General features: G+C 29.9%; 20 protein-coding genes. 17 read left to right on the forward strand and 3 right to left on the reverse strand.

Translation table 11 applies throughout. The features are described 5' to 3' along the window. Positions 1-65: 65 nt before the first annotated feature. The 11 genes from MR875_10015 (at position 66) to MR875_10065 (ending at position 14,908) form a co-directional block, all read left to right on the forward strand. Positions 66-2,633: a CDP-glycerol:glycerophosphate glycerophosphotransferase gene (locus MR875_10015; protein MCI6995173.1), complete on the forward strand. Its 2,568-nt coding sequence runs from the start codon at positions 66-68 to the stop codon at positions 2,631-2,633. Between the two features lie 17 nt (positions 2,634-2,650). Next, positions 2,651-5,212 (forward strand): bifunctional glycosyltransferase family 2 protein/CDP-glycerol:glycerophosphate glycerophosphotransferase, encoded by a 2,562-nt coding sequence (locus MR875_10020; GenBank protein MCI6995174.1) that lies wholly within the window; start codon positions 2,651-2,653, stop codon positions 5,210-5,212. 9 nt (positions 5,213-5,221) lie between these two features. After that, positions 5,222-6,292: an acyltransferase family protein gene (locus MR875_10025; protein MCI6995175.1), complete on the forward strand. Its 1,071-nt coding sequence runs from the start codon at positions 5,222-5,224 to the stop codon at positions 6,290-6,292. A gap of 209 nt (positions 6,293-6,501) precedes the next feature. Beyond that, complete coding sequence (locus MR875_10030; GenBank protein MCI6995176.1) at positions 6,502-7,320, forward strand: amino acid ABC transporter substrate-binding protein; 819 nt, start codon at positions 6,502-6,504, stop codon at positions 7,318-7,320. Between the two features lie 30 nt (positions 7,321-7,350). Beyond that, a complete protein-coding gene (locus MR875_10035) occupies positions 7,351-8,001 on the forward strand; it encodes an amino acid ABC transporter permease (GenBank protein MCI6995177.1) in 651 nt (216 codons plus the stop codon). Between the two features lie 9 nt (positions 8,002-8,010). Next, the gene (locus MR875_10040) at positions 8,011-8,694 is read left to right on the forward strand and encodes an amino acid ABC transporter ATP-binding protein (protein ID MCI6995178.1); all 684 of its coding nucleotides are present in this window, start codon (positions 8,011-8,013) and stop codon (positions 8,692-8,694) included. Positions 8,695-8,798: 104 nt separating this feature from the next. Continuing rightward, positions 8,799-10,340, forward strand: coding sequence for a hypothetical protein (locus MR875_10045; protein ID MCI6995179.1), 1,542 nt, complete (start codon positions 8,799-8,801; stop codon positions 10,338-10,340). A gap of 11 nt (positions 10,341-10,351) precedes the next feature. After that, positions 10,352-11,332 (forward strand): glycosyltransferase family 2 protein, encoded by a 981-nt coding sequence (locus MR875_10050; protein MCI6995180.1) that lies wholly within the window; start codon positions 10,352-10,354, stop codon positions 11,330-11,332. A gap of 85 nt (positions 11,333-11,417) precedes the next feature. Beyond that, entirely contained in the window at positions 11,418-12,389 is a 972-nt protein-coding gene (locus MR875_10055) for an NAD(P)H-dependent glycerol-3-phosphate dehydrogenase (GenBank protein ID MCI6995181.1), read from the forward strand. 12 nt (positions 12,390-12,401) lie between these two features. Next, positions 12,402-13,169: a phosphocholine cytidylyltransferase family protein gene (locus MR875_10060; protein ID MCI6995182.1), complete on the forward strand. Its 768-nt coding sequence runs from the start codon at positions 12,402-12,404 to the stop codon at positions 13,167-13,169. A gap of 56 nt (positions 13,170-13,225) precedes the next feature. Beyond that, positions 13,226-14,908: a CDP-glycerol glycerophosphotransferase family protein gene (locus MR875_10065; GenBank protein ID MCI6995183.1), complete on the forward strand. Its 1,683-nt coding sequence runs from the start codon at positions 13,226-13,228 to the stop codon at positions 14,906-14,908. Here MR875_10065 and MR875_10070 read toward each other — a convergent pair. Beyond that, complete coding sequence (locus MR875_10070) at positions 14,900-15,772, reverse strand: hypothetical protein (protein ID MCI6995184.1); 873 nt, start codon at positions 15,770-15,772, stop codon at positions 14,900-14,902. The two genes, MR875_10065 and MR875_10070, sit on opposite strands and share 9 nt — an antisense overlap. Before the next feature lie 36 nt (positions 15,773-15,808). On the opposite strand from MR875_10070, the gene MR875_10075 reads away from it, so the two are divergent. The 6 genes from MR875_10075 to MR875_10100 all read left to right on the forward strand — a co-directional run bounded on the left by MR875_10075 (position 15,809) and on the right by MR875_10100 (position 20,022). Beyond that, positions 15,809-16,387 carry a flavin reductase family protein gene (locus MR875_10075; GenBank protein MCI6995185.1) on the forward strand — a complete coding sequence of 193 codons (579 nt, stop codon included), beginning with the start codon at positions 15,809-15,811 and terminating at the stop codon, positions 16,385-16,387. A 99-nt stretch (positions 16,388-16,486) separates the two neighbouring features. After that, positions 16,487-16,936 (forward strand): flavodoxin, encoded by a 450-nt coding sequence (locus tag MR875_10080; protein MCI6995186.1) that lies wholly within the window; start codon positions 16,487-16,489, stop codon positions 16,934-16,936. Between the two features lie 12 nt (positions 16,937-16,948). Continuing rightward, positions 16,949-17,419, forward strand: coding sequence for a MarR family transcriptional regulator (locus MR875_10085; protein ID MCI6995187.1), 471 nt, complete (start codon positions 16,949-16,951; stop codon positions 17,417-17,419). Further along, positions 17,416-18,807 carry an MATE family efflux transporter gene (locus tag MR875_10090; GenBank protein ID MCI6995188.1) on the forward strand — a complete coding sequence of 464 codons (1,392 nt, stop codon included), beginning with the start codon at positions 17,416-17,418 and terminating at the stop codon, positions 18,805-18,807. The genes MR875_10085 and MR875_10090 overlap by 4 nt, the downstream gene beginning before the upstream one ends. Before the next feature lie 47 nt (positions 18,808-18,854). Next, positions 18,855-19,295, forward strand: coding sequence for a hypothetical protein (locus tag MR875_10095; protein MCI6995189.1), 441 nt, complete (start codon positions 18,855-18,857; stop codon positions 19,293-19,295). A 61-nt stretch (positions 19,296-19,356) separates the two neighbouring features. Beyond that, positions 19,357-20,022, forward strand: a complete 666-nt coding sequence (locus MR875_10100; GenBank protein ID MCI6995190.1) for a zinc ribbon domain-containing protein — start codon at positions 19,357-19,359, stop codon at positions 20,020-20,022. A 30-nt stretch (positions 20,023-20,052) separates the two neighbouring features. On the opposite strand, the gene MR875_10105 is transcribed toward MR875_10100, so the two are convergent. Continuing rightward, positions 20,053-21,075 (reverse strand): tRNA-dihydrouridine synthase, encoded by a 1,023-nt coding sequence (locus tag MR875_10105; protein ID MCI6995191.1) that lies wholly within the window; start codon positions 21,073-21,075, stop codon positions 20,053-20,055. A 116-nt stretch (positions 21,076-21,191) separates the two neighbouring features. Continuing rightward, positions 21,192-21,961, reverse strand: a 770-nt coding sequence (locus MR875_10110; protein ID MCI6995192.1) for a hypothetical protein, incomplete at its 5' end; no start/stop codon positions are given.

Below are 21,961 nucleotides of genomic sequence, written 5' to 3' on the forward strand. Positions count from 1 at the left end.
ATAGATAATTTTTAAATAATGCGAATAATAAATTTAACAATTATATAAAGTATTGTGGAATTTTTATGAGCGTTATGAAGAAAACTAATAATTTACAGTATGATTTTACAATTGTATTATATAATATGGAAAATTGTATTGAACATTCAATTAGGTCAATCATCAGTCAGGAATATGATTTAAGTAAAGTGGAAATACTTTTTATCAATTCAGAAGACAATATTCCTGAAATTGCTCAAAAATATAGGAAGGAATATCCTGAAAACTTCTTTATTATAGATAATTCTGATAAAACCATTAATTTAGGTTTAAAATATTCTAATGGAAAATATCTTAACTTTTTAAATAGTGGAGATGTTTTATCCAATAATACTTTAAGTGAAATAAGTGCTTTTTTTAATAAAATAAATTCATTGGATGTTGCAGCTATTCGTGTAGAAGAAAGCAAAGGAAAATTTCCAATTGACTATGGATTTACACAGTCAAATAAAGTCATTGATATATCTCAACACCCAGAATTCATTAATTCGATTTCAGGTTCATTTTTTATAAAAAAAGAAAACATTAATATATCTGATGTAACATATATCGAGGAACTATTACTAGATTCCAAGTTGGGATTTGCAATTGATCCAAAAGTTGAGAAATTAAGCTTAAACTATATGGATAATGAAACAAGCTTTGAAAAATTCATTAATTATTATGAAAATATATCTAAGTTCTGCAGTGAAAAAGTAGGTTATATTCCAAATTATATTCAATATAAGCTTGCAATTGAACTTGCAGATATTGTTGAAATCGAAGATATTGATGATGTATTAACCAATGGTTTAACTTCCAGTGACATATATGATTATCTAAATAATGTATTTAATCATATTAATGCGAGCAATATCAAAGGAAATGTTTTCATTAACAATCATACTCAGAATTTCATGTTATATTTAAAAAATAATGATTTTCACATTACTATTGAAGAGGATAATGAGGTCGTAGTATATTCAAAAAACCATGCATTGAATGTTTTAAACAGACAGGATATCTGGATGGACATCATTGAAGTCAAAGATGACTTTATTAATTTCTCAGGAAGCATTACCAGCTACTGTGAATATGATTTCATAGCCATTGAAGCTTTAAAGGAAATGAATAATAAAACTGAAGTATTTTCATGTGAATTTGTAGATTATAGTTCTACAGAGCGTAAAGTTAAAACATTCCTGTCAATTCCTTGGGTATATATGTATAATTTTGATGTACAGATTCCAATTTCAGACTGTCAGAACTGCAAGATATCCTTCAGATTCACTTATTCTGATGATGAAACTGAGATTACAGTAAATCCGAATATTAAATTCAGAAGATTTGCCAGTTTATCTGCATTTAGCCATTATTTCATTAAAGATTCAAGAATTGTATTGTTTACAATGAACTCATTTTTAATAATGCCATATTCCTTTAAAAAGGTTTTAAGATTTGAACTGAGCTCAATTAAAAAGATACTTCAAAGCAATGCAACAAATAAGATTAAAACACTTGGCTATAAAGGAATATATTTGACTCTGTTGCCATATATGAAAAACAAGAAAATATGGCTTATGGGAGACAGGGTCGAAGCCGGCGATGACAATGCTGAACATCTATTCAAATACTGTATTAATCAAGATGATGATGTCAACAAATATTTTATCATAGGTAAGGACTCACCAGATTATAATAGATTAAAAAAGGAATGCAAAAACATTGTTGCTTTTAGATCTGCAAAACATAAGATACTCTTTACATTTTCAGAAAAGCTAGTATCCTCACAGGTAAACAAGTTCATTTTAAATCCTTTTTTAGCTAGTAACGAGTTCTTGTATAATGGTGCAGTGCTGCACGATGAGTGTTTCATCCAGCATGGTGTAATTTTACATGACTTATCAAATTGGATTAGAAAGTACGTTTATAATCTGTCATTATTCGTTACTAGTGCTGAAGCGGAATGGGAATCAATTGCACATACAAATTATAACTTTGAAACTGATAGAATACAGCTGCTAGGTCTTCCAAGATATGATAAGCTGGTCAACAATGACAATAAACAGATACTGTTCATTCCAACATGGAGACGTAATTTAGATGACCCTCGTCTGTTAGTTGATTCAGAGTATTTTAAGAATATCAATAATGTTTTAAATAATGAAAGATTGATTGAACTTGCCCATGAATATGGATATTCATTGGTTTTCAGACCACATCCCGAATTATGGAGATATCTTGATTTATTTGATATTCCTGATGAATTTAGAATATCTGAGGAATCCTATACAAAATTATTCAGTGAATCATCAATTATGATTACAGACTACTCATCAATTGCATTCGATTTTGCATATCTTCAAAAACCTTTAATATACTATCAGACCCAGGACTTTGAGGAATTCCATTATGAAAAGGGATACTTTGATTATGAAACAATGGGATTCGGTGAGATTATTAAAACGGAAAATGATTTGATTGATAAAATTGAATTTTATTTGAAGCATAATTGTGAACTTGAAGATGAATATAAACAGAGATCATCAAAGTTTTTCAAGTTCCATGATACAGACAATTCTAAAAGGATATATGAGTGGTTAATTAATCATTAGAAGGGAGGTTAATATATATGGCTAATTTCAAGTTTACAATCATTATTCCAAACAATTCAGGATATAAAGTGTCTATTGATTCAGTAATATCCCAACAGCTTGACTTTATTGAAAATACTCAAGTGATTGTTGTTAAAGAGAATGATGAAATTGCTTTAGATATTGATGAATATATATCCCAATATCCTGATAACATTCTAGTTTTAGATAATGGATCCAGAAATTCAGCACTAAGACATGCAAATGGAGACTTTATCAGCTTTATGAAAGCAGGTGACTCATTTGATGTCAAATGCTTAAAACTTGTCAGTGAAATGTTCGATACAAATAAGGACATTAATTTAATTTCCGTTCCATTGTTTGATAATATTTATAAAAATCCATTATATGACTTGCCAGCATCAGACAATAGAATAATTAATGTTAATGATGAAGATGTGAACTATTATTTTCATTTACCTATCTGTTCTTCGTTTATTCGCAAAAACAACTATGAATTTGAAGACAAAGATATTGATGAAAATGGAATAAGCGTAACTTCCAGGATATTAATTGATGATGGGAAATTTGGATTTATCAAAGACATATTCTGCTATCACAATCCAGAAAATAGCAATAACATGAACTATTGCAGCGTTATGGGAAAATTAAATCTATTGAATAGCTTAATAAAATATTCAAAAGACAATCCGGAATTCCTGCAGCATATTATTGTAAAAGAATTGGAATCAATTGTTCGAATCGAGGATTTAGATTTCATTACTGTTGATTCAAATCAATTGGATGGATTTTGGAATTTGCTGTGTGAAATCTTGGATAATATTTCTAAAAAAGCCATTGAATACAATAATTTCATTGACAGTTTTGTAGCCTCATTTTTATTATTCATTAAAAATCAGTCATTCAATATCGATTGCAGACAACATAAGGTATTTTTCAAGACAAATAACTACAATATGTTTAATTTACATAGTCATGGATTGTATTTTGATGTAGTAGAAATAAGAAAAGGTGTACTGAATTTATCAGGTTTTCTAAAGAGCATTTGCTACAGTGAAAATATTACTGTTGAAGCATGCGTTGAAGACAAAAACGGAGATATTGCATATTATGAAGGAAAATTTGTTGAATATCCGACAACTGATCGCAGAACCGTCAAGTTTTTATCAATTCCATGGATATTCTCATACAATTTTGACTTTAAAATTCATTTAAATGGAAAAGAAATAGAAAAAATTTCATTCAGGACAATATATCATGAAAACGCAGAGTATGTAATATGGAAAAATAGAATTTCTGCCCGGAAATATTCTCATTTATCCAAATTTTCACATTATCTCATAAAAGATGATATTTTGATACTGCTTAAAGATAATTCGTTTTATTCAATGCCATTAAATTCAAAAAGCAAATATAAATTTGACTTAAGGGCAATTCTGCAATTGATTAAGGAAAAACCACAATACTACAGAGGAGGATTGTTTTATAGGACATTGATAATGCTGTTATATCCATTCTTGAAAAATAAAAAAATCTGGATGTTTATGGACAGACGTGATTTTGCAGATGACAATGGTGAACACTTATTTAAATATGCTTTAAGTCAAAAAGATGATGTTGATAAGTATTATGTATTGGATAAGGATACATCTGACTTTAAAAGATTGTCTAAAAGCTTTAAAAATGTTATTCCTTTTGGATCATTTAAACATAGGTTATTGTTCTTATTTACTGAAAAAATGATTACATCACAGCCTGCCGTATCATTGTATAATCCTTTCTTCAATAAGAACATCACATTGTTTGCAGGTTTTTATCCTGATGTATATTTCCTGCAGCATGGGGTTACAAAAGATAACATTTCATCTTGGCTGCATAAGTTCAACAGGAATTTAGCGTTGATTTCAACTACATCTGATTTGGAAAAGGAATCATTTTTAGATGTCGGATATAACTATGATGAGGAAATTATTCAAACATTAGGATTTACACGTTATGATAATTTAAATAATGAAAATACTAAAAAGCAGATTGTTTTGATGCCGTCCTGGAGAAATTACATTAAAAATGAAGATGATTTGATAAATTCAGAATATTTCAAAAGATGGAATTCCCTGATAAACAATGAAGAGTTTATAGAATATGCTAAGCAAAAAGGTTATGAAATCATCTTTAAACCTCATTTGAACTTATACAAGTACATTGATCTGTTTGATGCAAATGAATATGTTACTGTTGACCATGTTAAGAAGTATCAGGAAATATTTAATGAATCAGCATTGCTGATTACAGATTATTCATCCATTTTCTTTGATTTTGCATATATCAAAAAACCTTTAATATTCTACCAATATGCAAATGACTACCATTTTGACTCAGAAAATGGCTATTTTGATTATGAATCCATGGGATTTGGTGAAGTAATCAGGGATGAAGATAAAATGGTTAGTAAAATTAAGTATTATCTGGATAACAAATGTGTTATGGAAGATGAATACAAAAAAAGAGTTGATTATTTCTTCAAACACACAGATAAAAACAACTGTAAAAGAACATATGATTGGATTTATAAAAATTAAGTGATATGGATGTATAAAATAGTTAATGGTAAAAAAAGAATATTTTATTTAGATTTTATAAGGGCATTAGCAATTATTTTGGTAATTTTAGCTCATGTAACTCGTGCTTTCTTTCAAAATGCTAATCCTGGTGGTTTTAATATTCATTTCGTTGCACCATTTATTGATTTTGGTGTGCTTGGTGTTCCATTATTTTTAATGATAAGTGGAGCATTACTATTGAATAGAGATTATGAGCTTGGAGATTTCTTAAAGCGCAGATATTCTAGAGTTTTAATCCCATTTCTATTTTGGGCAATGATATTTCCAATAACTAAAATGCTATTTGCAGGAGAACCGGCAACAGCAGTTAATTTTATAAAATTATACTTTGATAATAATTACTGGTTTGTTTGGATGATTTTAGGTGTTTATTTATTTATCCCAATTATAAATTCATTCATTAAAGAATATGGTATGAAAGGTGTTGAGTATTTCTTATTAATCTGGGGAACAGTAATGTTTTTAAATAATATTGGCCAGTACCCATTCCATCAACTTGAATTAAGTTATTTTGCAGGTTATTTAGGTTATTTTGTATTAGGTTACTATTTAACAAACAAAAAATTCAATTTGACTGATTCAAGATTACTAAAGATATCATTACTCATATTTTTAATATTCACCTTCATCAACATGGATTATACATTAACAATGTGTTTTTTAAAAAATAAGTTACTTTATTATAAATATGAAACTATTGTTACTGTAATGCAGTCAGCAGGATTATTCATGTTCATAAGATACTTTGCTTTAGTCAGTTCCAATAATCCAAAATCAATTAAAAATAAGATTTATTTGATATTTAAGGAATCATTTATGTTTAAAGTAATCTTTTCAATAAGTACTTTTAGTTATGGTATTTATTTAGCACATTACAATCCATTATTCTTCCTCAAATATGAATACACCATATTATTCACTCATAATCCAATTATCTGGTTACCAATAGTAATGATCATGATTATTGGAAGTACATGGATAGTATTGTGGATATTTGATAAGATACCTATTTTAAGAAAAATAACTGGTTCACATTAAAAAATTAATGAAGATATATATCTTAATGTTTAAATTTAAGGTGATTTTATTAAAAATAAATAATAAACTCACTGCCTTTTATTTTTAATTTAACATCAATTAAACAGTGTTTCAAATAAAATTAAATATAAATGCATAAATATATCAAAAACAAAAATTTATTTGTAGATTAGAATTTCTCTATTCTATAAAAAATACTGGTGTTTTTAATGAATAAAAAGATAGGTTTTATTTTAGCTTTAGTAGTTATATCTTTAATGATGTGTTCTACTGTAAGCGCAGGTTTATTTGATTTTATGGGAGGAAGCGATTCATCAAACGATGATAATACATTCATTGTTGGTTTTGATGCAGAATTCCCACCATATGGATATAAAGACGATAGTGGAAACTACACTGGTTTCGACTTAGACTTAGCAAAAGAAGTTTGTGAAAGAAATAATTGGACATTCAAAGCACAACCAATCGATTGGGATGCTAAAGATGCAGAATTAGACTCCGGTTCTATTGACTGTATCTGGAACGGATTCACCATGGATGGAAGAGAAGACAATTACACTTGGTCCAACCCTTACTTTGACAACAAACAAGTATTTGTTGTTAAATCCGATGCTGGAATCAGCTCTCCTGATGATTTAGCTGGTAAAATTGTTGAAACCCAAAAAGATTCCTCAGCTTTAGCTGCTCTCCAAGGAGACAACAAAACTTTAGCTGACACTTTCGGAACTTTAACCGAAGTTGCTGATTACAACACTGCATTCATGGACTTAGAATCCGGTGCATGTGATGCAATCGCTATGGATATTGGTGTTGCAGAATACGATATTAAAAATAAAAACGCTACTGATGATTTCCAAGTTTTAAAAGACTCAATTACCAGTGAAAAATACGGTATTGGATTCAAACAAGGAAACACTGAATTAAAAGATCAAGTACAATCTACTTTAGATGATATGTTTAAAGACGGTACTGTAGCTAAAATTGCACAAAAATATGGTATCTCTGAAGATGCTTTAATCCAACCATAAATTAATTAGTTTGAAGGGAGAATTTGATAAATGATATTAAGTAACGTAATTGAACAATTACTCGGAGGTATGATTACCTCAGTTGAGATATTTTTACTTACATTATTATTCTCTCTTCCTCTCGGTTTAGTTGTTGCCGGAGGAAGAATGAGTAATTTTGCACCAATAAGATGGTTAATGAAGATTTATATCTCTATTATGAGAGGTACACCATTGATGTTACAATTAATTATTGTATTTTTCGCACCGTATTACATATTTGGTATAAATTTGTCTGCTGATTATAGATTTATTGCAGTTATCATTGCATTCACAATCAATTATGCAGCGTACTTTGCTGAAATTTATAGAGGTGGAATTGAAGCTATTCCAAAAGGACAATACGAAGCGGCACAGGTACTCGGATATAATAAAATAGAAACATTCTTTATAATCGTGTTACCGCAAGTAATTAAAATAGTTCTTCCTTCAATAACTAATGAAGTAATTACTCTTGTAAAAGATACTTCCCTCTCATTCGTTATTGCAATTCCAGAAATGTTTACCGTTGCAAAACAGATTGCCGCAGCAGATGCATCCATTGCAGCATTGCTCGTTGCAGGTTTATTCTACTACATATTCAACGTAATTGTTGCATTTGTAATGGAACATATAGAAAACAGATTAAGTTATTATGATTAGAGGGATATTATGAGTTTACTTGAAATTAAAAATCTTAAAAAAAGCTTTGGAGATAATGTTGTATTAAAAGATATTTCCCTTAAAGTTGAAAGAGGTGAAGTATTGTCAATTATTGGTCCATCCGGATCAGGTAAATCAACATTGCTCAGATGTATCACAGATCTTGAACAGGAAGATAGTGGTATAATCAATTTTGATGGGACATTTGGATTGGTTTTCCAAAATTTTAATTTATTCCCGCATCATTCTGTTATTAAAAATATTACAAATGCTCCTTTAAGAGTCCAAAAAAGAGATAAAACAGAAGTATTTGACCATGCTCGTCAATTGCTTAAGAAAATGGGCCTTGAAGACAAGGAAAATGCATACCCTTGTGAATTATCCGGTGGTCAACAGCAAAGGGTTTCAATTGCAAGAGCACTTGCAATGAATCCTGACATATTATTCTTTGATGAACCTACCTCAGCACTTGATCCAGAATTGACTGGAGAAATCTTGGAAGTAATTAAACAGTTAGCTGCTGATAAAATGACAATGGTTATTGTTACTCACGAGATGAATTTTGCTCGTAAAGTTTCTGATTCAATTATATTCATGGAAAATGGTGTGATTGTTGAAGAAGGTTCACCTGAAGAAGTATTTGCATCCGACAATAAACGTATGCAAGAGTTCCTCGGTAAATTCAATGATTAAATTTTTAATTTAATCTTACTTTTTTTATTTATTTTTATATTAAACATATTTTTCCAAAAAATTTAATTGTTATTATCAAATAATCTATAATCAATGGTGATAACTTGTCAAAAATGGAAAATAATGATGTAGATTGTCTTGTTATTTCTTACTATTTCCCTCCACGTTTAGAAACTAGTGGTCTTGTAGTTGCAAGAAAGATAATGGAAAAGAATCTTCATGTTGATGTAATTCAAAGCTCATATGATAAATCTTCTGATTTTAATGAAATAATTGACAAATATGTTAATGAGAGATTTCCAATTGACATTAAATCCAAACCCGATTATATACCATTTATTTTTGAATATATTAATTTGGGATTAAAATCTATTAAAAAGAACTATAACAAAATTTATAGCAGATCATATATCTATTCAAACCATTTTTTGGCTTTGGAATATAAGTTCAATAATCCTGATGTTGAATGGACTGCAGAATTCTCAGATCCATTGCTTTTAAATCTATATGACGGGAAAATCAAAAATTATCCAAGAGTTATCCTTGACAACCCAGATTATATCAAAAAACTCAATGAGAAAATAGCCAACTTCAACAAATCCAATAATACTCATTTTAAGGATTTGGATAATCCAAGTAACACATTCTTCATTGCAGAATATCTGACATTCATATTTGCAGATAAGATAATATTTACAAATGAAAATCAAAGAGAAGTAATGCTTTCAGTTTATGATGATGAAATAAGGCAAATTGTGGAAAACAAATCCATTTTTGAGGTTCATCCAACAATTGACAGTGAATTTTATGACTACAAAGACTGCGGACTGGAATTGGATGACAATTATATCAATATTGCATACTTTGGTACTTACTACTACATCAGACACTTTGAACCATTATTCTATGCATTTGAAGCATTGAATCACAAATATAAAGATAAGATTAAATTTTATTTCTTTACAGAACGTGACGAATTATTGAAGATATCAACAGAGAACCTGAAGATTTCAGACAATCTGATTATTGAAAAACCATTAAATTACTTTGAATTCTTAAATGCAACCACAAAATTTGATATTTTACTTATTAATGACACAATTACTAAAGGCAATTTCAAAGTAAATCCATTCCTTCCATCCAAATATTCCGATTATATTGGTTCTGGATCAGACATTTGGGGAATTTGTGAAGATGACAGTATATTATCTAAAAAGGAATTCAAATATAAATCTTCCATGACGGACTATAAAAGTTCCTGTGATGTTTTGATTAGTATCTTAAATGACAATGGATATGAAGACTCTGATTGTTTCTTTGAAGATAACATATATGAAAAAAGAATAAACGAGCTCAACTGGAGATTCGGACTTGAGTTTGATGAGAGAAGAAAATATTATAATCAATCCATTAAACTAAAGGAGAATAATACTAAATTACGCAGCGAAAAACAAATCTTATTTGACAAAAAAGAGAAGCTCAAATCCAAAAATGATATTTTAAGACAAAAGAATGAGAATCTTAAAAATAAAAATGAGCAGCTTAAAAAAGAAAATAAGCTACTTAAAGCTAAATATGATGAAATTATTAATTCAAACAGTTGGAAGATTACAGAACCATTGAGAAAATTTAAAAAGAACAAATAGAAGGTTATTGCATGGTAAAGATTTCAGTTATATTAACCGCTTTCAATGAAGAGAAATATATCAAAAAAGCTATTGAAAGCATATTAAATCAGACATTAACAGATTTGGAATTGATTGTTGTTAATGACGGATCAACAGACAATACACTGGATATCATCAATAGCTTTGACGATGATAGACTCAAACTAATCAATCATGAAAATATGGGTCCTGGAGCAAGTAGAAATAAGGCATTGACTCTTGCTGAAGGGGAATATGTAATGTATCTTGATGGTGATGACTGGTACCGTGAGGATGCTATGGAAATTGCATATATGGAAGCAAAGGCCAAGGATACTGATTTCACATTCTACCAGATGATTAATTATGATGATAAAACGGGTGAGATTTATGAAAATGACTGGTTTAACCTAAATATCTTTGATGAATCATTTGAAAATACCGTTTTCAACATGAATGATTTCAAGGGTTCCATTTTTGATTTGTCTGTTGGAGTGTGTCAGAAAATATACAATATTTCATTTTTAAAGAGAATTGATGCTAAGTTTCCTGAAGGAATCCTGTTTGAGGATATGCCTTTCTTTTATTATGTGCTCTTAAAAGCTGAGAAAATTTCAATTGTCAAAAAGCAGCTGTACTACAGAAGAAAGCATGAAGAGTCTATAACTAATGTTGTTGATGGGAAATTCCTTGATACCATTCCAGCAGGTCAGGCATTAATGAGAATATTTACGGAAAATGAATGGTATGATACATACAAATTTGATTTGTTGGCCTATAAAATTAATGGACCTCGTTTTGCTTTAAGAGACATTAAAGAAAATTATAAGATTCCACTTTATGAGTTAATTAAAAAAGACTACGATTCAATTAAACAGAGCCAATATTATCAGGACTATTTGGATAATCTTGGTCCAGTAAAGAAAAAGTTCTTCCTTGACATAATAGAATCAGAAGACTATGATGATTTTTTAAGTCTGAACTCAGAATAGCCATTCTTATTAAAAAGATTACAAAACATTTTAATTAAAGTAAAAATATATTACTAATATATAAACTTTTTTAATAGGTGTATTGATGAATATGACTGTCGGCGTTATTGGAGCAGGTGCCCTTGGAACTGCAATATCACAACATGTTAGCGAAAATGTATCTGAATTGTTATTGCTATTAAGAAATGAACAACTTTGCGATGAAATCAACAATTCAGGATACAATTCCCAATATTATCCAAATTTCAAATTGAATGATAATATAAAAGCAACAGTTAATATTGGTGATTTATCAGAATGCGACATTATTTTTTTAGCAATTCCTTCTTCTGCTTTTAGAAAAACCCTCGAAGATCTTCAGGGAACTGTGAAAAATGACGTTATTATTGTAACAACAGCAAAAGGAATTGAATACCCTTCATTAAAGACAATGGGCAATCTGATTGAAGAATATTTCGATGACAATTATGTTGCATTATCAGGGCCTAATTTTGCGTCCGAAATAATGTTAAACTTGCCAACTGTAACCAATATTGCTTCTAAAAACTATGAAAACTCTGTTAAAGTGAAAAAAGTATTGTCAACAAAACAGTTTAAAGTTAAGATTATCGATGACATATATGGAATCGAATTTTGCGGCATCCTGAAAAACATCAATGCAATAGCTAATGGTATCTGTGAAGGAATCAACATTAACGAGAATGCAAGATTTGCAGTATTGACTAAAGGTTTTAAGGATACAATAACAATTATTGAAGCTATTGGAGGTAAATCCGATACAGTCCATGAATATTGTGGTTTTGGAGATTTGATTTTGACTTCCACATCCCGTGAAAGTAGAAACCATACTTTAGGAGTATTATACGGCCAAAGGCTGATTATGGATGAAAGTACAATGGGAGTTTTATTTGAGGGTAAAAACTCCATCAAGGCAATTAAGGACATTTGTTCAAAAAACAATATTTGCAGCGACATTGTAAACTTCGTATATGATGTAATCATTAAAAAGGTAACACCTAAAAAAGCATTTTATAAATTATGGGACAATATTGAATAAAAAGATGATTTTATGATTAGTGTAATTCTATCAGCAGGAATGGGAACCAGATTAAGGCCACTTACAGATGAAATTCCAAAACCATTACTTGAAATTAACAACCTCACATTACTTGAAAGAATGATTGGAAACTGCATGAATGCAGGAATCCGTGAATTTATTTTAGTTGTTGGATATAAGAAAGAGAAAGTATTGGAAATTGCTCCAAAACTTGAAGATGAATTGGACATTTCAATCAAGATTATTGAAAATGAAGAATATAATGAAACCAACACATCTGTATCAACATATCTTGCAAGTTTATATATTGAAAATGAAAAACCGGATGATTTCATTTTAATCAATGGAGACAATGTAGTCGATCCCAAAATCATTGAAAGAATTGTAAAAACAGACAATACAAGTTTGATTGTAGATGATTTCAAGGATTTAAATGAAGAGTCATTCAAATTGATTTTAGACGATATGAAAACCAATGCTGATAATTCAATAGCTAACGGAATCATATCTGAAATCGGAAAAGAGATTGATATTCCATCATCTACCGGAGAATTTATAGGTGTTTCAAAGGTCATTAAAGAAGATTTACCTCATTTTAATGAAATATTATCTCAGCTAATTGACGAGGACAGGCAAAACTATTATGATTTTGCATACAAGCCACTTTCAAGAGATACAACCATCGACTACGTGCTAACAAATGGTCTTAAATGGACTGAAATAGACGACCATAATGACTGGAAAATTGCAAATAATTTAATTGACGAATTTGAAAATTAAATATTATTAACTATAACTATCAAATATATTATACATAACAATTATTTGTGATTACTATGGCTTTAATGGATAAAATCAATAACTTGAATGAATGTGCAGACAATACTGCTATTTATAAAAGTTATCATAATGATAAGATTTATGAAAATATTATCTATTTAGAGTCAAGAAACGGTTTGGATTTTACAGGAAACATTTTTAGAATTGCTGAAGAGTTATCCAATGGAAAATATGGTGATTTTAGGATATATGTATATGCAACAAAAGACATTAAAGAAAAAATTGAATGCCTAATCAACCATTACCCTCTAAACATTACTAAAGTCATAACAGATGAAGATGAAGCAACCAAAGTATTGCATAAAGCCAAATACATTTTCACTGATTCTGGCATCAGACATAAATACATCAAAAAGCCTGGTCAAATAGTCACTAATACATGGCATGGAACTCCATTGAAATTAATGGGTTTTGACAATCCATCAGAACAGCATACTATCGGTATTATTCAAAGATCATTTTTCTTCAGTGATTATATCTTATTCCCAAATGAATATATGATGGATAAAATGTCCCATGCATACATGATTGATAAGTTCTATAAAGGAACATTTCTCCTTGAAGGTTATCCGAGAAATAGTGTTTTTTTAGAGGATAATGCTATTTTTAAAGAAAAATTAAACTTAAAAGGCAAGGAAGTCTTTGTATATATGCCTACATTCAAGGGGCTTGTTAATGACAGAAAAGATGAACAGCAAAAGAATGATGTTGACAGGTTTTTAAGTAAATTAAACTTGAAATTAACCGATAATCAGATTTTATTTGTCAAGTTCCATCCATATAATCAGTCAAAAATCGACTTTAGCAAATATGAACATATCATGGCATATCCTACAGACTTTGAAAGTTATGATGTATTAAATGTTGCTGATGTTCTTATTACTGATTATTCCAGCGTATTTTTTGATTTTGCAAGCACTCGCAGAAAAATCATTATATTTAACTATGATCAGGATGAATACCTAAAAGACAGAGGATTATATTTCCCTATTGAAGACTTGCCGTTTCCGAAGGTTCAAACTGTTGATGGTCTATTGGAAGAATTAAATTCACCAAAAAACTATGATGATTCTGAATTCATTGATGAATACTGCAAATATGATTCAATTGACAGTGCAGAACATATATGTGATACTGTAATCAATGGAAAAGAGTCCTGCAAAACTGAAATTATCAATAATTCCAATAAGAATATTCTAATTTATACTGGATCTATGGAAGATACTCAAGCACTAAATCAACTTATTGAAATGCTTGAACATGCAGATGACAATTTAAATATTTTTATCTCATTTAGACCTTGGGCAGGAAATATCAAGGAAAATCATATTGAATTATTTGAAAATATTCCAAAAAATATTGAATTTATGCCAATAGGACATAACTTAAACCCAACTGTCAACGAAAAGATAAAATTAAACAAATTCGTGAAAAAAGGAACCGAATTGGATTTTGATTTAACTGAAATGTTCAATAGGAACTATAAAAGACAGTATGGTGACTACAAATTTGACTTAATCATTGATTATGTAAGCAATGATTTGGAGCATTCATTAACCTACGCCTGTTCCAATATGAATAATCTGATTGTAAAAAATGAAAAAACACAATCAAAAGTTTGCAATCAGTTTAATGAAGTTTGTAATCTGTCCGAATTTGACTTTAATAACTTATTTTAAAATATCAAACCAGATAAAAGCATTACCTGCATATAAACTTATGAAATAACTGGTCAAATAAACTACAATATAAACAATGAATGCACTTAATGGTGCAGAAACTAAAAATACCACAAATCCTATTATTGTAACTACATTGAAAACTGTTTTTTTAATATTTATATTGCTATATGCCAATATGCCCAGTATCACTGGAGTAAATATTATAGCTAGAATATACCATATGCAGTCAATTAAAGGCACCAAATTGCCTGCATTGAAGTTAAACAATGAAATAAACAGATACATCTCAAGGACAGTTAGGAAAAACCCTTGAACTCCACCTGCAATAGCCTGAGCAAGAGTATGCTTCTTCAATGTAACACGTGACCATATTAAAATAGGATAAAGAATTCCGAATAATGCTCCAATTGGTCCTAAAAGTAAAATCAACGCCCCGACAGGACCTGACAATCCAGTGGTATGGACGCTGATTTTCCATTTTGCAGTAATCAATAGGACAACACCAGTATTGATTGAATAGCATAAAAGAAGTGCAGTTAAAAAATCGCTGAGTCCTAAAGCTAATGATACTAAAAAACCAATGAAATAGGATACAATTCCAACTACCAATGGAGTGAAACGATCTTGTCTGTTTGATATATCCTTGTCAGTGTTGAGCTTTTTAGCCCAATAGACAATGATTGCCATAGGTAGAATTGATGCAAAAATCAATGAAATCAACTCCAGAACAATGAATTTGTTGAAATTGAACATTCCATTTTCAAATGACAAGACCAGACAGATTATGAAAAATAATGGAATGCAGATTATCGGCGGATTTGTTATTGTTGAAATTGTTTTAGCTATTTTTAACTTGTTCATAAGGTTATTTATACTACTTTGAAATTAATAAGTATTATGAAAGTTAATTTAAAACCACAAGCAATGATGTATCCCGCACCTGCAGTTATAGCAAGTGCATATGACAAGGAAGGCAATGTTGATGCATGTACCCTTGCTTTTGCAACAATGTGCTCCCACAGGCCTCCAGCAGTAATGATAGCAATTAACTCAACATTAAAAAGAAAAACCCTTGTTAGTATTTTGGAACGTGAAGAATTCTGCATTGGTTTTCCAAGTGTAGAACATGCAGGTGAAGCAGATTATCTTGGAATAGAATCAGGATATAATGAAAATAAGATTGATAAGGTTAATTTTACAACAAAAAAGGGAGATTTTGTTAATGCACCGATCATCAATGAATTTAAAGTGTCCCTGGAATGTAAAGTAATGACTATCAAAGAAGTTGGAAGCCATACTCAAATTACAGGAGAAATCGTCAATATTCAAGCAGACAAAGATGTGCTGAATGAAAAAAATAAGGTTAATTTTGAGGCATTGAATCCTTTGGCTTATGATGATGTGACTCATGCATATTACAGGATGGGTGAGAAGGTTGCTGATGCATTTAAGATCGGATTAAAGTTCAGGGAATAAAATTCCCATCTCTTTTTTTATTGTTGCAACAGCAATTGTTGATATTGCAATTGTTATCAAGGCAACAGTTTATATAGTATGAAACATTAATAATAATGTATGCAATCATTAGTAACATATTATTCGAGATCAAATATTACAAAAAGATTGGCTGAAGATATCGCAGGCAAATTAAACTGTGACATTGAAGAAATCAAACCTAAAGTAAATTACGAAGGAAAGTTAGGTTATGCCCGTGGAGCAAAAGACGGTGCTACTGGAAAAATTGTGGAATTAGAATCATTGAAATACAATCCACAAGATTATGATGTAGTTTATATTGGAGCACCTGTATGGGCAGGTAAAGTAGCTAATCCAGTAATATCCTATTTAAAGCAAAACGAAGGTAAATTTAATAATGTGAAGTTTTTCCTGACTGCAGGAAGCAGAGGATTTGAATCAAGTTTCAAACAAATGGAAGACTCCTCAATAAAACCATTGAAAACTTTACAGTTAACAACTAAAGAAGTTAAAAAAGAAAATTATGATTTAACCTCGTTTTTAGATTAAATGGAAGATATCATGGTTAATGAAGAATACAATATGGTTGATTCTTCAAAACTTCCCATTGGCATACTAATATCCATCATCTCAAGAGGCCAAACATTTTTCTTAAACCACAGTTTAAATGAATTTGGCATTAATTATAGTCAATTGCACGTATTATATGAAATAGCTCACCAAAATAAAGTTAATCAGGAAAAAATTGCTAGAAGATGCAATATCAATAAAGGTGCAGTTGCAAGATCCATTAGAAAACTGGAAGACGATGGATTGGTAATTAGAAAGATTGACGATGAAAATAGACGTCAAAATATTGTTTCTCTTACACAAAAAGGAGAAGATACACTTACTAAAAGTATTTGTATCCTCAAGAAATGGGAAAACGAAGTTTTTACTGAAGAGTTAATCAATAAAGATGAATTAAGAAAAGATTTAAAAGAAATCGCAATTAGAATTATAGAAATAAATGAAAGGGAGATTAAAAAGTGAGCGAGAGTAAAAGTAAAAATATTGAAATAATTACTGGAGATCCTAAAAAGGCTATTGTAAAACTTGCAATTCCAATGATGATTTCAATGTTACTCATTATGATGTACAATATTGCAGACAGTATCTGGGTAGCAGGACTTGGTGCAGATGCATTAGCTGCAATTGGATTTATTACACCATTATTTATGATTTTAGTCGGACTTGGAAATGGTATTGGTGCTGGTGCAAATTCATTAATTGCAAGAAACATCGGTGCTGAGAATCACAAACAGGCAAACAATGCAGGATTACATGCTATTTTATTATCAGTAATCGTATCTGTAATATTTACAGTATTGATTGAAGTATTCATGGTACCTATCTTACAATTCATGGGTGCTGGAGATACTATTCAGTATGCAATGGACTACAGTTACATCATATTCGGATTTTTATTTGTATTTGTATACTCAGGAGTTGCATCAGCAATTTTCAGATCCGAAGGAGATATGAGACGTGCAACCATTGCAATTGCAATTACAGCAATATTAAACATTATTTTAGACCCGATATTCATTTATATATTGAATCTTGGAATTGCAGGTGCAGCATGGGCAACTGTAATATCTGCAATCATGTCATGTGTTATTATGAGCTACTGGATCTGGGGTAAAAAAGATTTATATCTTGATATGTCCTTTAAAAACTTTGATTATCAGGGGAAATTAATGATTGATACATTACAAGTTGCAATTCCATCAACATTGGAAACAATTGTATTTTCAGCTCTTGCAATCATGATTAACGGAATGCTTGTAATTACTGCAGGAACAACTGCAGTGGCTGTATATACTGCATCAATGAGAATTGTACAATTGGCAATGATTCCATTAATGTGTCTTGGAACTGCTGTCTTAACCGTTGCAGGTGTTGCATACGGTGCACACAACTATAAAAATTTAAAAACTGCACATTCCTATTCAATCAAATTAGGTTTTGTAATCTCCATTATTCTTGGAGCAATAATGTTTGTGTTCGCAACTCCAATTGCAACTGTGTTCTCATATACTGCAGCTAGTGCAAGCTTATCACCTCAAATTGCAACTGCAATAGAAATATTGAGCTTGTTTGTTCTTGCAATCCCTCATGGAATCATGTCTTCAATGATGTTCCAGGGTGTTGGAAAAGGAACTTATTCATTATTAATTACCCTCCTTAGATCTTTAATTTTGGAGACAGTATTTGCTTATATATTCTGTTTCATCTTCGGATGGGGATTACAAGGAATATATGCTGGTGTTGTATTCGGTTGTTTTGTTGGAGGAACCGTTGGATACATCTGGGCAAAATTATTTATCAGGAAATTCAAACAGATTTCCATTAAAAAATATACACCACAAGAAAACTAGTTTTATTATAAACTAGTTTTTTATACTATTTTTTACTTAATATTATCATGGAATTTATTCTAGATAATAAGAAATATTCAATATTAAACCATGAGCTTTTTATCAATTATCTGATGGTTGACAACTATTTCAGGAACCATTATTCAAAATATGATTATGATATTAGATTTGATTTTGTAGAACCCCTATTGGAAAAGGAAAAAATTGAATTTGAAGACATATTGGAAGGAACAAAAGATTTGGAAACATTGATTGAAAAAGAGGAGATTAATTTTGTTCCGATAGGCCTTAAAATATACCAGCATACAAATGGAAATTTTAAAATCATATATCAGGATTTGGATTTCAATAATATTCGTATTGGTGAAGCTATTCCTTTTTTAATAACATTGAATTCTCTTTTGACTCATAAACCAATTATTACATTAGTTCAAATTGAAGAAGAGCTTGAAAACTTCATTGAAAAATTTAGGCAATACAATAAATAATTTTTAATATTGTGAATAACATATTATTAAATAAGTATATAATTAGAGGTGATATTTAAAAATGTATTGTCCAAATTGTAATAGTGAAAATAATGATTCTGCAAAATTTTGCAAAAAATGTGGAACACCTTTAAAAAAGAAGGAAGCAAGCCATGAAAATATTATTAATTCAATCAATAATAAAAAGTCAGGTAATGATAATACCACTAAGTACATAATTATTGCATTGATTATTATTGCAATCGCACTTGCAGGTGCATTTGCATATATCGGATTTGCAAATAACAGTGATGGCCAGCAAGTCCAAGATAATGCGGCTTCCGATTCAAATCCAGTTCAATCAACTGATTCTCCACAGACAACACAATCTTCTTCATCATCTTCAAGTTCTGCACCGGCTACTAGTGCAATGACAATACTTGGGGGTAGTTTCTCAACAGGAAGCAGTCTATCTGCAAAGACATATGCAAGCATTGATGTTGGTTCTGAGCATTCAGGTGAAAAAGTAATTATACAAATCAAGTATTCAAGAGATGGATCAAGTTTGAATAAAGGAAATATGGTTACAAAAACTGTTGATTCATCAGGATATATTAATGTAAAAAGTGCTGATTCATTTAAATATTATCCTGATTTTGCTGAAATCAACTTATACGATACTAACAATAATCTTTTAGATACACAAAGTGTTTCTTTAAGTCCAGACAGTAGTACTCAAACATTCTAATTGAGTACAACTTTTTTCTTTTTTTAATAATTATTTATCAATACTACAGCTTTTTATAAAACAAGTTGATGTTTTCTTCCAGTAACAGTTATTGCAAGCAATGCATCTGCTAACACCGTCCCCTTCAATTTGCCAATCCACTAAAAAGCTCGGATCTGCAACAAAAGGCCTTTGCATTAAAATAAAATCAATATCAGTTTCATTTAATATATCATTAATCTGTTTTTGGCTAGTTGCCCCACCACCTAAAATAACTGGAATGTTAATATTTTCAATTATTTTGGAAGTTGCATCAATTAATGGATTTTTATCCTTATTTTCACGTGTAAAGAACTGTGGTGAACGTGGACGAGTAATCTGAAGTGAATCAACACCGAACTTTTCAAGGAGTTTAGCTACTTCAATTGTTTCTTCAAGAGTCATTCCATTAGTTGAACTGTCAAATGCATTTAAACGACAATTAATATGGAGGTTTGTGTTCTCTTTGATTACTTTAATCATCTCTAAAACCATCCTAAGACGATTCAAAGTACTACCACCATATTTGTCATCTCTTGAATTGAAACTTGGATTTATGAAACGGGAGAGGAAATAATAGTTTCCAAGACCCAGTTGTATACCGTCAAAACCTGCGAAGTCTATTTTTTGAGCTGCAACAATCATGTCTGTTTGAATCTTACGAATATCTTCAATAGAAATATCATTCACAGATATGTCCTGTTCTGCTTTTTTATTATATCTGACAAAACCTAATTGAGCAAAGATAGGAACATCATATACATGAACAAGATCAGTCAGGTCCTTCGCTTCACGAACAAATTGAGTGTAATGAGTTGTATGAGACCATTTAGAAAATGCATCACGTGGATAAAGAGAGATTAATTCAGTGATTATTAATCCAACACCACTGGCAGCTATATTTTCATAACGGTTATAAATTTCAGGAGTTAAATTACCGGATTTTTCTCTTTCAGATTCCCACAATCCCGTTCTTACAATTCTACTATTGAGTTTTAAGTCTCCAAATTCACAGTAATCAAATAAATCTTTCATAGATACATATATAATTATTCAAAATATATTAAAATATCAATTTTTTTGACAAATAAACAATAATTGTACAAAATATATTATATTTAAAATAAAAAAAGATTAAGAAATTAAATTTCTTAATTTAACTTCTTATATACAATAATCAGCAAAATCAAAATTATAATAATTACAAAAATATTAAAATAATTAATATTATGTGCATCCTCATTATCTAATTTTTCATCTACATCATTATTAGTATTGTTTTGTGTTTCATTATCATTAGATTCTACATTAATTTTTTTTAAAATAGATTTAAATGATATGACACTATTCTTGAGTATTAATTCCTTTTCATTATTTGAATTAAAATTAAATACAGTGATTTCAGTTGTTTCATTACTATTTGAATTATGATTTGTGCTTAAACCAGCACCATAAACTGGAAGAGTTTTTGAAAACGAATATGATTTAGAAACTAAATTATCAAAGGAAAATGAATTATTATCAAAATCTTCATCATTCCAATCTATATCATCATCAGAATCAACATCTAAATCATCATCAGAATCAACATCTAAATCATCATCCAAATCAACATCAGAATCAACATCTAAATCATCATCCAAATCAACATCAGAATCAACATCTAAATCATCATCCAAATCATCATCCAAATCATCATCCAAATCATCATCAGAACCAACATCTAAATCATCATCAAAATCATCATCATAAACAACATCTAAATCAACATCAGAAAAAACATCTAAATCATCATCATAACCAACATCTAAATCATCATCAGAAACAACATCTAAATCATCAACAGAACAAACATCAAAAACATCATCAAAATCATCATCAAAATCATCAACAAAAACATCATCAGAAACAACATCTAAAT

It is taken from the genome of Methanobrevibacter sp. (assembly GCA_022775905.1).
GTDB lineage: Archaea > Methanobacteriota > Methanobacteria > Methanobacteriales > Methanobacteriaceae > Methanocatella.